Here is a 14190-nt window from a genome sequence, read left to right on the forward strand (position 1 = left end):
TGATCCGTGCAGGCGGCCTTCGGATGGTCAGGCGCTCCTTGCACGGACCTGACCAGCCGGAGGCTGTGGGCCCGGAACTCACCAGCACGCGTGGAGTCAGGGATGGAACCGCCATCGGCCCTCGGAAACGACATCCACCTTGCCGTCCCTGACGCGAACGGCCGTCTCGTCGTCGATGAAGTAGATCGGGAAGTCCGCCCGGGCAACGATGCGATCAGCCCAGGCGTCGTCCCGCTCGGGGAAATCCGGCGAGTACAGGTGAGGCTTGAGATACCAGTCGAAGAGGCCGAACGGCGGCTCCACGGTCGTCGCGCCGAGCACGTGGAGGTCCTTGGCGTCCCCGATGACGTCGGCGGAATGTCCGGTGAGATTACGGCTGAACATCATCGATCCGGCGCTGAACCCCACATAGACCCGGCTCTCCAGCGCCTCCAGGAAGCCGTCGGCCAGGCCGTTGCCGGTGATGCTGCGCGCGAGGTGGTAGTGGTTGCCGCCCCCCACATAGATGACGTCGGCGTGGAGCAGCCGGTCGAGCACCATCTGCCGGGGCAGGCCATTGAGCTCCAGGACGTCGAACTCCCGCCAGCCAAGGCTGTGCAGCCGGTTCATGTCCGCGACCAACCATCCATGATCCCCGGGCTCGGCGAGTGATGCCGTGGGAACGTACACGACGTTCGCCGATCCGAATGGCCTGCCCAGCATGTCCCGCAGCGCATCCCGCAGCGACTCGTTACGCAGGCCGCTGGCCGTCAACAGAAAGTTCATCGGGCGAGCCAAGCACGACTCGCGGACCCGCGCAACGAACTAAGGATCACCAACGACGTCACGGCCTGTCCACATCAGGAACAGGCGAGGCCGGGCTTGTTGACCGTTCCAGCAGGCCACAAAGGATCAAGAAGAGCGCTTGGAACTGATGTGTGCTCAGGGGCGTGTTCGGGGCGGCTGGGCGAGTGCGGCAACGGCGGCCACCACTGCGGCCCTGCGGCCGCCTGCGGATTCGCGACCGTTCTCCGGTTGCAACGCCTTCAGTGACCAGGCGGCGGTGTCCCAGCTGATGACCAGTGCGATCACCATGGCCATCAGTTGTGCCGCCGGGATGTCGGCGCGGATCTGGCCCGCTGCCTGAGCGGCTTCGAACGCGGCGACTCTCGTCCGGTACTGCTCGGCCTCGGCATCGACGGGCTGATCTCGCTCCAACCCCGCCCACAGGTACAGCCGCCGGATGTGCGGCCACTGCTCCAGCCGGTCGAACAGGTCACCGGCGTAGCCGGGCAGGTCACCGGACTCGAACGAGACCGACTGCGCCAACGTGAGCATGCTGTCGGCGACAATCTTGTCGAACAGTTCCTCCTTGGTGCCGAAGTGCATGTAGATCGACCGCTTGTTGGCCGCGGCGGTCTCGGCGATGCGGTCGATCCGGGCGCCGGCCAGGCCGTAGGTGGCGAACTCGTCGACCATCGCCTTCATCAGGCGCCACTTGGTCGCGGTGGCATCACACCGAACAGCTGCTCGCACGAGGGGACCGGGTCGCCGCCACCGCACGACGCCTTGGAGAGCCTGGACGACCTGGCGGCGCGCTACGGGGACCAGTTGTGGCGTGCGCGCCTGGGCGTCACCGGACACGACCGTGCTGCGCGAGGTCGTGGACAAGCTTGACGGCCCCTCACTCACCGTGCGGCTCGACGTCACGAGGGAGCCCGACTGGGCCGACGTGATCAACCAGACCGAGGCCCGTTTCGGCCCCCTGGACATCCTGATCAACAACGCCGCCTACCTGCGCGTCGGCACCGTGGAGAGCATCCCGCTCGAGGAGTTCCAGCGCGTGTTGGACACCAACCTCACCGGCGCCCTGCTCGGCACCCGCGCCGCGGCCCCCTCGATGCGTAAGGCAGGCGGCGGCGCGATCATCAACATCAACTCCGTCGCCGGCCTCGCGGCCGCCCCCGACCCCGTCGCCTACAGCAGCAGCAAGTGGGCACTTCGCAGCCTCATGCGCGCAGCCGCCAAGGGGCTGGCCCGCGACAACATCCGCGTCAACTCCGTCCACCCCGGCATCATCGAGACGCCCCTCGCCTACGGCCCCGACGGCAACGCACTGGTACCGGTCGACGAGTTCGCCATCCCCCGCAACGCCAACGCGGTTCAAAGGCATGACGTGACGGTCTGGCCGCACGTCTGGTCAACACGGGTACCCCGGTCAAGGAATGGCTCGGTGTAGCTCCCACCGGCGCCTCGTTCGAGATCGTCGAGTACGCCATCCAGCAGGTCCCGCAACGGACGATTCGTGCACATGACCGCCCTGCACGACGCCGGCGAACTTCTCCGGCAGCTGACCGGCTGACTCTCCCCGATCAGCGCCAGCACCTCAAGTAACAGTCCGCACCTCACCATTGGCCCACTCGAGCCACATACTTCGCGAGGATTCGCATGACCATCACCCTGATCACCGGGGCCAACAAGGGCATCGGCTGCGTGTCGGGACACGGAGTCACCGACGGTCCCACCGCGCTGAGGGCCTTCGACACCAACGCGGTGGGAGTCGTGCGTGTCACGGAGGCGGCGCTCCCCCTGCTCCATAAGTCCTCGAACCCGACCGTGGTCACCGTATCGAGCAGTGCCGGGTCCTTCTGGGCTGTGACCAGTCCGGAGCGGCCGGAGTTCAACTTGCCGTTGGCGCTCTACTCCGCGTCCAAGTCCGCGGCCACCATGCTCACGGTCCAGTACGCCAAGTCCCAGCCGGGCTCAAGTTCAACGCGGTCGAGCCCGGCACCACCGCGACGGACCTGACGGCGGCGTTCGGAATCGGAAGGGCGCCGGAAGAGAGCGCCAGGGTCGTCGTGCGTCTCACGGCTCTTGACGCCGACGGGCCGACCGGAACCTTCCAGGACGAAAACGGGGAAGTGCCTTGGTAGCCCAGTGGAATTGGTCGGGGGCAGCCAAGGCGGGCTGCCCCTGACATTGCTACGCACGTACGGGATCCGGGAGTCCGGGGGCGGCAGCCCTCAGAACCACACCGACGGCCACGTCAAAGCACCGCCCGGTCTCCCTCCGTGGGCGCCCCCGGGAGGAACTCCTCACTTATCTCTTTCTCCCCGAACGGCCACACCTTCTCCCACCGGGCCCACAGCACGAACGCGACACACCCCAGGGCGAGCCATGCCAGGGACCACTCGATGGGGTGGCGGCCCGGCGAGTTCTTGTCTGCGTAGCCGTAGATGACCAGCCATCCCACCAGGGCGACGACGCTCGGGATCGGATAGAGCCACATCCGGTACGGCCGCTTGAGGCCGGGCTGGCGGGACCGCAGGACGCTCACCGCGAGGATCTGCGCGAGGGCCTGGACGAGCACCATCACCGTGGTGAGGAGCTGGATGAGGGTCGCCAGATCGGTGTGCCGGCCGATCAGGAACCCGATCGCGGTGACCACGCCCATGGTCGCCAGGCCGAGGGTCGGGAAGCGGTGGCGAGGGTGCAGCCTGGCGTAGGGCTTGAAGAACACGCGGTCTTTCGCGGCGTCGTACGGCACCCGGGACCCGCCGAGCAGTCCGGCGAACACCGAGGCGAACGCGGTGATGAGGATGAGCACGGTGACGGTGTCGGCCGCTCCCTTGCCCCAGGTCTCCTCCAGGACCGCCGACGCGACCGAGGTGGAGGCGATGTCGTCCGGGTTGGTCATCCGGTGCCAGTCGATCACTCCGAGCGTGCCGATCTGCAGCAGCAGATAGATCGCCATGATGCCGAGGATCGAGAAGATGATGGAGCGCGGCAGGGTGCGGCCGGGGTCCTTGATCTCGGCGCCCATGTAGGCGGTGGTGTTGTAGCCCAGGTAGTCGTAGATGCCGATGGTGAGGCCCGCGGCGAAGCCGATCCAGAAGTGGTTGCTGGTCAGTTCGAAGGCGTGCGCGGGGTAGGTGAACGCCAGGTGCGGGGAGAAGTCGCTCGCCGCGGCGACGATCACCAGCAGCACGGAGGCGATCATCACGGCCCACATCACGGCGGTGATCCGTGCGATGTGCTCGATGCCCCGCCACAGCAGTGCGATCACCAGCACGATCACGCCGAGCCCGATCAGGTCGCCGCTCGTCTGCCCCAGGTCCGGCGCCAGATAACCGAGGTACTGGACGAAGCCGACCACACCGGTGGACATGATCAGCGGGATGAACAGCATCGCCGTCCACACGAACAGGAACGGCATCAACCGTCCGGTGCGGTACTGGAAGGCCTGGCGCAGATACACATAGCTGCCGCCGGAGCCGGGCATCGCGGCGCCCAGTTCGGCCCAGACCAGCCCGTCGGCGAGCGCCAGCACGGCTCCGGCGACGAAGCCGACGACTGCCTGCGGCCCGCCGAACGCCGCCACCATCAGCGGGATGGTGACAAACGGCCCGATGCCGCACATCTGGCTCATGTTGATGGCCGTGGCCTGGAACAGCCCGACGCGGCGGACAAAACCGCCCTCGGGAGGCGGGCTACCGGACATGGGGACCTCCTGGAACACGAAGCGGGGAGAAAGAGCGGAACGGGGCGATTCGCCCGGGCAGGCTGGCGATATAGTTAAGTACCTTTACTTAGCCCGTCAAGAGGCCGCACCCGATAGGTGAGAATGGCGGCATGTCCGACAGCGTCGTCGCAGATCAGCCCTGGAACCGGCAACGGCTGCGCAGCGCCAACGAGCGGCTGCTGCTCGACCGGCTGCGCAACCACGGTCCCGCCTCGCGTGCCCAGCTCGCCCGGGAGACCGGCCTGTCCAAGCCCACGGTCTCCAGCGCGCTGGCCGCCCTGGAGGACGCCGGGCTGGTGCACGAGGCGGGCACCCAGGCACCTGAACGGGGCCGGGTCGCCGTCCTGTACGCCGCCGACCCGGCGGCCGGTTACGCGCTGGGCATCGACATCGGCCGCAGCTGGCTGCGGATCGCCGTCGCGGACCTGGACGGCCAGGTGGTCTCACGTGCGGACGTACGCAACCGGGCCCGCACCTCCGCGGCCATGGCCGACCTGGTGGTGGCCACCGCGCACCGGGTGGTAGCGGGCTGGGGCGGCGACCCGGCCGCGGTCGCGCACGCCGTGGTGGGCACCCCGGGCGTCTACGACGAGGAGCGGCGGCGGGTCAGGCACGCCATGCATCTGCCGGGCTGGGGCCGGGCCGGGCTGTTCGACCGCATGCAGGACGAGCTCGGGGTTCCGCTGGAGGTCCACAACGACGCCAATCTCGCCGCGCTCGGTGAGTACACCTACGGCGTGGGCGCCGGCAGCCGGCTGTTCGCGTACATCATGATCGGCACCGGGCTCGGCATGGGAGTGGTCAGCGAGGGACGGCTGTTCACCGGTGCGCACGGGGGCGCGGGCGAGATCGGTTTCCTGCCCTGGGCCGGATCGTCCGAGCCCCGGACGCTGGAGGACGCGGTGTCCGGCGAGGCGGTCGTCGAGTCGGCCCGCTCGTTCGGCATGACCGGGCAGCTCACCGCGAAGGCGGTGTTCGACGCGGCGCGGTCCGAGCAACCGGCCGCGGTCAAGGCGGTCCGGCTGGAGGGCGAACGGATCGCGCACACCGTGGCGGCCGCGGCGGCCGTACTCGATCCCGATCTCGTGGTGCTCGGCGGCGGGGTGGGGCACAGCGTGGATCTGCTGCTGCGACCCGTACAGGAGACGATGCGCGCTCTGACCCCGCTGCGCCCGAAGATCGTGCCCAGCCGGCTCGGCGAGGACGCGGTGCTGATGGGGGCCGTGGCGACGGCCCTGAGCACGGCACGGGAGGTGGTGTTCGAGCGCCACTCCACGGCGTAGGCCGCTCGGCGTCGCCTGAACGGCCCCACTCGGCACGGTGATTGACAGCCACCGCGGGAACTCCTAGCTTGAGCCAAGTTAGTAAAGTTTCCTAACTTTGTCGCCCGACTCCTAGTTCCGCAGTGCCGAAGCGCGGACCGCCTCCCCCCAAGAGGAGATCACCGTGTTCCACCGCCCTGCCCTCACCCGCCGAAGTCCGCTGGCCACCGCGGCCGTCGTCCTGGGGCTGCTGTGCACCCTCTCCACCAGCGCCTGGGCCGGCGCGCACTCGCCGGGGCACCGGTCGGCGGGGCCCCCGCGACCGACCGTGGTCGCGGCGGCGCCCGGCGGCACGACCGCGCTGTCCGGCTACCGGATCCAGTCCTCGGCCAAGGTGACCGACGCCGCAGCCGACATCTCCAGCCCGGGCTACCCGGCGAACGGCTGGTATTCCGCCGGCCCTCGGTCCACTGTGCTCGCCGCGCTGCTCGCGGACGGGGTGTACGCCGACCCGTTCTACTCCACCAACCAGCAGAAGATCCCCCGGGCCGACTTCCAGGTGCCTTGGTGGTACCGCTCGGACTTCACGCTCGCCGACACCTCCGAGCGTACGTATCTGGACTTCAGCGGGGTGATCTCGGCGGCCGACGTCTATGTGAACGGCACCCGGGTCGCGAAGGCCGCCGATGTCGCGGGCGCCTACACCCGGCATGAGCTGGACGTGACCTCCGTGGTGCGCAAGGGTACGAACACGGTCGCCTTCCGTATCGAGCCCAACGACCCGGACCAGAACCTCACCATGGGCTGGATCGACTGGCTGCAGCCACCTCCCGACGAGAACATGGGCATCGTCCGCGATGTGCTGGTACGCCGCGGCGGCCCCGTCGCACTGCGGGACGCGCACGTCGTGACCAAGCTCGACACCTCGTCGCTCGCCTCCGCGGACCTGACGGTCAAGGCCAAGGTCAGGAACGACACCGACGCCGCCGTCACCACCACGGTCTCGGGAAGCGTCGCCCCGGACTCCGGCGGCGGCGCACCGATCCCCTTCAGCCGCTCCGTCAGCCTCGCCGCCCATGAGACGAAGACGGTGACCTTCGCCCCGGCCGACGTCCCGGCGCTGCGGCTGGCCTCGCCGAAGGTGTGGTGGCCCGCGGGCATGGGCGAGCAGCCGCTGTACGGGCTCGACCTGACCGCCACCGTCTCCGGCACCGCCTCGGACACCACGCACGAGACCTTCGGGATCCGGGATGTACAGGCGCCGCTGAACTCCGACGGAGCCCGGCAGTACCGCATCAACGGCCGCCCGCTGCTGATCAGGGGCGGCGGCTGGTCGCCCGACGAGTTCCTGCGCTGGGACCGCACCTATGTCGAGGACCGACTGCGGTACGCCCTCGACCTGGGCCTCAACACCATCCGCCTGGAAGGGCACATCGAGCCCGACGAGTTCTTCGACCTCGCCGACCGGTACGGCATCCTGACCCTGCCCGGCTGGGAGTGCTGTGACAAGTGGGAGGGGAACGTCAACGGCGGCGAGTCCGGCGGCAAGTGGACAGACGCCGACTACACCGTGGCGAAGGCGTCGATGGCGGCGGAGGCCGCCCGGCTGCGTGACCACCCCAGTGTCATCTCGTTCCTCATCGGCAGCGACTTCGCCCCGGACGCGACGATCGAGAAGAACTATCTGGACGCACTCACCGCGGCCGACTGGCGAACGCCCGTCGTCCCGGCGGCCTCCGCCAAGTCCTCCCCGAAGCTGGGGAGTTCGGGCATGAAGATGACCGGCCCCTACGACTGGATCCCGCCGAACTACTGGTACGCCAAACGCGAGGGCGGAGCCACCGGCTTCAACTCCGAGACCAGTGCGGGACCCGACATCCCCACCATCGACACCCTCAAGCGGATGATGAGCCCCACCGAGTTGGAGACCCTCTGGAAGGACCCGAGCGCCCGCCAGTACCACCGCTCGCCGTCCTCGACCTTCGGCAACCTCAAGCTCTACGGTGACGCCCTCGCCGGACGCTACGGCCCGCCCACCGGCCTGACCGACTATGTGCGCAAGGCGCAGCTCGCCCAGTACGAGAACGTCCGCGCCCAGTTCGAGGCCTACGGCCGGAACGCCGCCGACACCTCCAAACCGGCCACCGGTGTCATCTACTGGATGTTCAACAGCGGCTGGACCTCACTGCAATGGCAGCTGATGGACCGTTACCTAGACCAGGGTGGCGCGTACTTCGGCGCCAAGAAGGCCAACGAGCCGTTGCACATCCAGTACTCCTACGACAACCGCTCGGTCGTCGTGGTGAACCGGCGCCATGCCTCGGCCTCGGGGCTGACCTCCCGGGTCACCCTCTTCAACACCGACGGCACCCAGAAGTACGACCGCACCACGACGGGTCTGAACGTCGGCGGCGACGGAGCCCGCACCACCGCCGTGACCCTGCCGTCGTCCGTGAGCGGACTGTCGACGACCTACCTGGCGCGGCTGGTGCTGACCGACGCGGACGGCAAGGAGGTGAGCCGGAACGTCTACTGGCTCTCCACCAAGCCGGACACCCTCGACTGGGACAACACCGACTGGTACTACACCCCGACGACGAGCTACGCAGACCTGAAGGGACTCAACTCCATGGCCAAGGCGCCGATTTCCGCCTCGGCGGCCACGGTACGGGGCCAGGACGGGACCTCCACGACGACGGTCACGGTCCGCAACACCGGCACCGGCAAGATTCCCTCACTGCTCACCGACGTCCACCTCGTGGACGCGAACGGCAAGCCCGTACTGCCGGTGCGCTGGACCGACAACCAGGTCAGCGTCTGGCCGGGCGAGTCGACAACCCTGACGGCCACCTACCGCACGTCCGATCTCCACGGGTCGGCGCCCAGCCTGCGGATCTCGGGCTGGAACACGGCGGAGCGGACGGTTCCGGCAACGTAGGACCCAGGCAACGGACGGCGGGCCCGGCCAGGGAAGCCGGGCCCGCCGTCCCGTAGAAGGGCTCAGCGATCGAATATCTCTAGTCGTCGACGCACTTGGGGTACTTCGAGCCCCGGTTGCAGTCGTGATAGTCGTACTTGCTGACGCGGAACTTCTGCTCCTTGCCTGCCGTGGTCGGATCGACAACCAGGTAGAACTTCTTCCCGTCCCTGACCTTTTCGGTGACCTTCCCATCGGGACCCTGGTCGAAGTTCTGCGCACATCCGGCGAGCGCGAGCGCGCTGACTGCCAGGAGGACGGCGGAAAGGCGGCGATACATGTCGTGCTCCGATCAATTTTGATGCTGAGCACAGTCTAGGGTGATCGACTGACTACCTGTCACCCCGGGGTGGTCGCACCTGCGAACAAGATCTCAGGCGAGATGGAGGGTGGCCAGGGCCGTGGTCCAGTCGGTGACGATGGCGTGCTGTGCGGCTGCAAGGGTGACCTGGCCCTTGCAGACCGCGGTGTGCAGCTTCGTCTCCACTGGGTCCTTCCTGTTGTTGACCCCGGAGCCCGTACGGTGGCCGGGGTCGGCAGGTTCCACCCACAAGTTGCGGTAGTCGTTGGGGTCCCCGCCCAACTGCAGGCTGATCAAGTGGTCGTACTCGGCATCTCCCATGCGGCCGGTGAAGCCGTAGGAAGCGGCGTTCAGTTCCTTCTCCTTTCCGGTGACGGAGGTCGACGGCCGGATACCGGAGGTGTAGCCGCCCTTGCGGCATATGGTCGACGCCAGATTCGCCTGCGTGACCGCCGGCGAGATGGCGCCGGGCGTGCACTTCGGGTCCTCCAGCGGCTCCCCGTGCTCGTGGCGGTAGTGGCAGGAGCCGGCCGGCGGCTGCTGCTGCGTCGTGTACGTCTTCTGCGGACCGGCGCCCACCGGGATCGCCCGCCCGACTGGCCCAGCGGAGGCGGCCCTGCCCGATGGGCCCGCTGACGGGGTCCCGCTCGCAGGCGCGGACAGACCATCGAGCGAGTCGGGCGAGCAGCCCGCCACGAACAGGGTGGCGAGCAGGGCGGACGAAGCAACACGGCGGGTACGAGAGCGCATGACGACCTCACGGGCAGGCGGTGGTGGAGCAGATACTCCCCCACCCGTCTGTCGCCGTGTCACTGGGGGGTCCGCGCGGGGGGGCCGCCCATGTGGAGAGGCCGCGTCAGGCGACGGCGGTCCCCTCGAGCTCGACCAGCTGGCCGGGGATCGCCAGTCGCGTCACCCCGAGCATCGTGGTGGTCGGCGCCACCCCTGCGGCACCGAGCCGCGCCGCCAGCACTCCGTAGTGCTGGAAAAGCAGATCGACGTGGGTGGTGTAGACGTTGAGCCGGATGAGGTTCGGGAGAGACATGCCGGCCTCGCCGAGGACGGACTCCAGGTTGTCCATGCTCAGCGTCAACTGCGCCGCCATGTCACGGTCGTGCTGGGGCTTTCCGTCGCCGCTCATCGCGGTCTGCCCCGAGATGTACAGGGTCCGGGTGTGCCCGGAGACGACCTCACCCTGGTTGAATCCCATGTCCACCGACCAGGTCACCGGGTTGACCGCCGTGCGTTCCACTGCCACATCAGCTCCATTCGATTCATCGGGAGTGCGTCCGTCCAACGGCCCGGAAGCAGCCGTCTGTGACGTCGCATCAACGAGCCTTCCAACAAATCACGACACCCTCAGTCATGTATTCCGTAGAGTTCTCGCATGCGTGCCGACCGGTTGGTCTCACTCGTGCTCCTGCTGCGCCGGCACGGCCGACTGACAGCGGACACGCTGGCCCGCGAGCTGGAGGTGTCCACCCGCACCGTGCTGCGCGACATCGAGGCGCTGTCCGCGGCCGGCGTCCCGGTCTACGCCGAACGCGGCCGACACGGCGGTTTCGCGCTGTTGCCAGGCTTCCAGACCGAGCTGACCGGGCTGAACCACGACGAGGCCCTCGCTCTGCTGACCGCCGGATCGGGACGCGGCGAGCAGGTCTTCGGCCTCGGCTCGGCGCTCGCTTCGGCCATGCGGAAGGTGCTCGACGCCCTGCCCGAAGGTCATCGGACCACCGCGAGCGACGCGGCCCGGCGTTTTCTCGTCGACCCGGAGAGCGACCTGCTCGCACGCCGGGTGGTCACAGATGAGGTACCCGACACCACGATGATCGTGGTCCGGCGCGCGGTGCTCGCCGGACACAAACTGCGCATCCACTACGCGGCCACGGGTCAGTCACCCCAGTGGCGCACGGTGGACCCGATCGGCCTGGTCACCGTCCGCGACCGGGCCTACTTGCTGGCCACGAGATCCGGCGCGGACCGCACCTACCGGCTGTCGCGGGTGTCGGCCGCCGAGGAACTCCCCGAAACGGCACAGCGGCCCAACCGGGTCGATCTGGACCGGATCTGGCGGGAACGTTCCGCCCGGTTTCTTTCCGACAGCGACCACATCACCGTTCTGGTACGCGTGGACCCGGCGCGGCGGGAGGAGTTGCTGGACACCGCGCTGGCCATCCGCGCGGAAGAACCCGACGCGGACGGCTGGCTTCGGCTGGAGGTGACCTTCCAGGACTCCCGGCATGCCGAATGGGCACTGTGGCAGCTCAGCACGGACGCGGAAGCCCTGGCCCCGCAGTCGTTGCGCGCCTCCCTGCGCGACCGCGCCGCCACGATTGCCGCCCGCTACGGAGACTGACGGTCTGTGAGTCTGCGCCCGGTGCGAGGAGAGTCGGAAACCATCCTCGCGACCACGTGGGGCCCGGGCGCCGGTCGTCAGGTGACCTTGACCCAGTCCAGGGTGCGCTCCACGGCACGCTTCCAGCCGTCGTAGCCCTCCTGGCGCTTCTCCTCGCTCCACTCCGGACTCCAGCGCTTCGACTCCTGCCAGTGTGAGCGCAGTTCGTCCTCGTCGCGCCAGAAGCCGGTGGCGATCCCGGCGGCGTAGGCGGCGCCGAGCGCGGTCGTCTCGGCGACCACCGGCCGGCTGACCGGCACGCCCAGCACGTCCGCCTGGATCTGCATGCACAGGTCGTTCGCGGTCACGCCACCGTCCACCTTGAGTACGTCCAGGTGCACACCCGAGTCCTGCTCCATGGCGATGACCACGTCGCGGCTCTGGTAGCAGATGGCTTCCAGCGCGGCCCGGGCCACGTGCCCACCGGTGTTGTAGCGGGCGAGACCGACCATCGCGCCACGAGCGTCGGAGCGCCAGTACGGGGCGAAGAGACCGGAGAAGGCCGGGACGAAGTACATCCCGCCGTTGTCCTCCACCGTGCGGGCCAGTTGCTCGCTCTCCGCGGCGCTCCCGATCACCTTCAGCTGGTCACGCAGCCACTGGACGGCCGCGCCGGTGACGGCGATGGATCCCTCCAGCGCGTAGACGGCGGGGCTGCCCGCGAACTGGTACGCCACCGTCGTCAGCAGACCGTGCTGCGAACGCACCAACTCCGTACCGGTGTTGAGGACCAGGAAGTTGCCGGTGCCGTAGGTGTTCTTGGCTTCACCAGGGGCGAAGCACACCTGGCCGACGGTCGCCGCCTGCTGGTCGCCGAGGACACCGGCGATCGGGACGGCGGCGTTCAACGGTCGTGACGTGCGGGCCTGGCCGAACGCCTCGGGGTCGGACGACGGCCGGATGACGGGCAGCATCGCGCGCGGGATGTTGAAGATCTCCAGCAGCTCGTCGTCCCAGTCCAGGGTCTCCAGGTTCATCAGCATGGTGCGGCTGGCGTTGGTGACGTCAGTGGCGTGCACACCCCCGTTGGGGCCGCCCGTGAGATTCCACAGCACCCACGCGTCCGTGTTGCCGAAGAGAGCGTGCCCCGCTTCGGCGGCCTCGCGCAGTCCGTCCACGTTCTCCAGCAACCACTTGATCTTGCCGCCGGAGAAGTAGGTGGCAGGCGGCAGGCCTGCCTTGTGGCGGATGGTCTCGCCATGGCCCTCACGTTCGAGGGCTGCGGCGATGCTGTCGGTGCGGGTGTCCTGCCAGACGATGGCGTTGTAGTAGGGGCGCCCGGTGCGCGGGTCCCAGACCACGGTCGTCTCGCGCTGGTTGGTGATGCCGATCGCTTTCAGGTCCGCGGCGGACAGCCCTCCGCTTCTGAGAGCGTTCTGGATCACCGTGTTGGTGCGCTCCCAGATCTCCACCGGGTCGTGCTCGACCCAACCGGACTGCGGCAGGATCTGGTGGTGCTCGAGTTGGTGCTTGGCCACTTCGTTGCCTGCGTGATCGAAGATCATGAAGCGCGTGCTGGTGGTCCCCTGGTCCACCGCGCCGACGAATTCGGGCATCGATGCCGCCTCTTCTCATGGTCCTGGCGTCATTACGCTCTGGGGTGACGCGTTTCGGGTCAGGCAGTGCTGTCGCCCTCTCCCGCACCATCGAACGAGGCCCGGTGCGCGCGCCTGCGGAGTACCGCCATTCGGGTGAACCGAGGTGCGGAGCGTCGTTCGCCGGCCGGTGTCACCCCGGCCGGTTCCTGCCCGGTGTCTAGAACTCTTCGGTGGCGGGACCTTCTTCGGCCTCTCCGTGCCTGGCCTTGATCAGCGGCTTGATCAGCAGGTCGTACACGCCGACACCGGCGATTCCGCCGATGAGCGGGCCGACGATGGGAATCCACCAGTAGCTGCTGAACCAATCGAACGAGCCGGGGAGAGCAATGGAGCCCCAGCCTTCGAAGTACGTGAACAACCGCGGACCGAAGTCACGTGCGGGATTGATCGCGTACCCGGCGTTGGTGCCGAATGTCAGGCCGATCGCGACGACCACCAGGCCGATGATGAACGGATGCAGGTTGGCCATCGGAGCCGTGTTGCGCGTGTCGATGAGTGCGCAGATCAACAGCAGCAGGATGCCGGTCCCGACGATCTGGTCGAGCAAGGGACCCCACCAGGAATCTCCGAAATATTCGGCGGGGAACGTGGCGAAGATCGAGTACGTCGGCAGCGATTTGTCTCGCGGGACACCCGACTTCGTGATGGCGGCGTCGATGGCCCACCGGTAGGTCGCGTAGACGAGAGCGGCGGCGACGAACGCGCCGAAGACCTGCGCCACCCAGTAGGGCAGGACCTTCTTCCAGGGGAAATCCCGTCGAACCGCGAAGGCGAGTGTCACCGCGGGATTGAGGTGGGCGCCACTGACGCCACCTGCCACATATACGCCGAATACCACGGCGAGGCCCCAGCCCCACGAGATGATGAGCCAGTTGGCGGGCCCGAAGTCCACGGCTTGCCGACCTGATCCCGGCAGACCGACCACTGCGACAGCCACCGACCCGATACCCAGCAGAAGCAGGACGAACGTGCCAAGGAACTCGGCAGTCATCTCGCCGCCGATGCCTTCTCGATATCCGCGTCGATGAACAGTGCTCTGAGCCATCGAGCCTCCTCGGTTGGAAAGCAATAGAACTGTCCATTCCTTACCCAAAACGCAGGCGAAAGGACGCTCATCCGCGCAGATGTGCCGATGATTCCGCGGATTTCCCCGCTA

12 protein-coding genes and 1 pseudogene are annotated in these 14190 nt (G+C 68.1%); 5 read left to right on the plus strand and 8 right to left on the minus strand.

The features are described from left to right. Positions 1 to 96 precede the first annotated feature (96 nt). Positions 97 to 765, minus strand: coding sequence for a Type 1 glutamine amidotransferase-like domain-containing protein (locus ABZ027_RS04660; RefSeq protein ID WP_356764438.1), 669 nt, complete (start codon positions 763 to 765; stop codon positions 97 to 99). A 156-nt stretch (positions 766 to 921) separates the two neighbouring features. Beyond that, positions 922 to 1467 (minus strand): TetR family transcriptional regulator, encoded by a 546-nt coding sequence (locus tag ABZ027_RS04665; RefSeq protein WP_356764307.1) that lies wholly within the window; start codon positions 1465 to 1467, stop codon positions 922 to 924. A 130-nt stretch (positions 1468 to 1597) separates the two neighbouring features. On the opposite strand from ABZ027_RS04665, the gene ABZ027_RS04670 reads away from it, so the two are divergent. After that, positions 1598 to 2218, plus strand: coding sequence for an SDR family NAD(P)-dependent oxidoreductase (locus ABZ027_RS04670; RefSeq protein WP_356764309.1), 621 nt, complete (start codon positions 1598 to 1600; stop codon positions 2216 to 2218). Between the two features lie 209 nt (positions 2219 to 2427). Further along, a pseudogene (locus ABZ027_RS04675) lies at positions 2428 to 2912 on the plus strand (SDR family NAD(P)-dependent oxidoreductase). Between the two features lie 113 nt (positions 2913 to 3025). Here ABZ027_RS04675 and ABZ027_RS04680 read toward each other — a convergent pair. Continuing rightward, positions 3026 to 4480, minus strand: coding sequence for an APC family permease (locus ABZ027_RS04680; RefSeq protein WP_356764311.1), 1455 nt, complete (start codon positions 4478 to 4480; stop codon positions 3026 to 3028). A gap of 131 nt (positions 4481 to 4611) precedes the next feature. Between ABZ027_RS04680 and ABZ027_RS04685 the strand changes: the two genes are divergently transcribed. After that, entirely contained in the window at positions 4612 to 5784 is a 1173-nt protein-coding gene (locus ABZ027_RS04685) for an ROK family transcriptional regulator (protein ID WP_356764313.1), read from the plus strand. 163 nt (positions 5785 to 5947) lie between these two features. Continuing rightward, on the plus strand, positions 5948 to 8701 hold the full coding sequence (locus ABZ027_RS04690) for an exo-beta-D-glucosaminidase (protein ID WP_356764315.1): 2754 nt from the start codon (positions 5948 to 5950) through the stop codon (positions 8699 to 8701). A gap of 79 nt (positions 8702 to 8780) precedes the next feature. On the opposite strand, the gene ABZ027_RS04695 is transcribed toward ABZ027_RS04690, so the two are convergent. From ABZ027_RS04695 to ABZ027_RS04705, 3 genes are all read right to left on the minus strand, one after another. Further along, a complete protein-coding gene (locus ABZ027_RS04695) occupies positions 8781 to 9020 on the minus strand; it encodes a hypothetical protein (RefSeq protein ID WP_356764317.1) in 240 nt (79 codons plus the stop codon). Between the two features lie 93 nt (positions 9021 to 9113). Then, a complete protein-coding gene (locus tag ABZ027_RS04700; protein WP_356764319.1) occupies positions 9114 to 9791 on the minus strand; it encodes a hypothetical protein in 678 nt (225 codons plus the stop codon). Positions 9792 to 9897: 106 nt separating this feature from the next. After that, on the minus strand, positions 9898 to 10293 hold the full coding sequence (locus tag ABZ027_RS04705; RefSeq protein ID WP_356764440.1) for a RidA family protein: 396 nt from the start codon (positions 10291 to 10293) through the stop codon (positions 9898 to 9900). Positions 10294 to 10428: 135 nt separating this feature from the next. Between ABZ027_RS04705 and ABZ027_RS04710 the strand changes: the two genes are divergently transcribed. Beyond that, positions 10429 to 11397: a WYL domain-containing protein gene (locus ABZ027_RS04710; RefSeq protein ID WP_356764321.1), complete on the plus strand. Its 969-nt coding sequence runs from the start codon at positions 10429 to 10431 to the stop codon at positions 11395 to 11397. A 77-nt stretch (positions 11398 to 11474) separates the two neighbouring features. On the opposite strand, the gene glpK is transcribed toward ABZ027_RS04710, so the two are convergent. Beyond that, entirely contained in the window at positions 11475 to 12992 is a 1518-nt protein-coding gene (gene glpK, locus ABZ027_RS04715; RefSeq protein WP_356764323.1) for a glycerol kinase GlpK, read from the minus strand. Positions 12993 to 13191: 199 nt separating this feature from the next. Further along, a complete protein-coding gene (locus tag ABZ027_RS04720; RefSeq protein WP_356764442.1) occupies positions 13192 to 14025 on the minus strand; it encodes an MIP/aquaporin family protein in 834 nt (277 codons plus the stop codon). Positions 14026 to 14190: the final 165 nt, after the last annotated feature.

Source organism: Streptomyces sp. NPDC006332, from assembly GCF_040612855.1.
Lineage (GTDB): Bacteria > Actinomycetota > Actinomycetes > Streptomycetales > Streptomycetaceae > Streptomyces.

Coding starts and splice junctions, on each gene's coding strand:
- ABZ027_RS04665 (WP_356764307.1), bottom strand. CDS start 1,467: ATGAAGGCGATGGTCGACGAGTTCGCCACCTACGGCCTGGCCGGCGCC.
- ABZ027_RS04710 (WP_356764321.1), top strand. CDS start 10,429: ATGCGTGCCGACCGGTTGGTCTCACTCGTGCTCCTGCTGCGCCGGCAC.
- ABZ027_RS04685 (WP_356764313.1), top strand. CDS start 4,612: ATGTCCGACAGCGTCGTCGCAGATCAGCCCTGGAACCGGCAACGGCTG.
- ABZ027_RS04700 (WP_356764319.1), bottom strand. CDS start 9,791: ATGCGCTCTCGTACCCGCCGTGTTGCTTCGTCCGCCCTGCTCGCCACC.
- ABZ027_RS04695 (WP_356764317.1), bottom strand. CDS start 9,020: ATGTATCGCCGCCTTTCCGCCGTCCTCCTGGCAGTCAGCGCGCTCGCG.
- ABZ027_RS04660 (WP_356764438.1), bottom strand. CDS start 765: ATGAACTTTCTGTTGACGGCCAGCGGCCTGCGTAACGAGTCGCTGCGG.
- glpK (WP_356764323.1), bottom strand. CDS start 12,992: ATGCCCGAATTCGTCGGCGCGGTGGACCAGGGGACCACCAGCACGCGC.
- ABZ027_RS04680 (WP_356764311.1), bottom strand. CDS start 4,480: ATGTCCGGTAGCCCGCCTCCCGAGGGCGGTTTTGTCCGCCGCGTCGGG.
- ABZ027_RS04720 (WP_356764442.1), bottom strand. CDS start 14,025: ATGACTGCCGAGTTCCTTGGCACGTTCGTCCTGCTTCTGCTGGGTATC.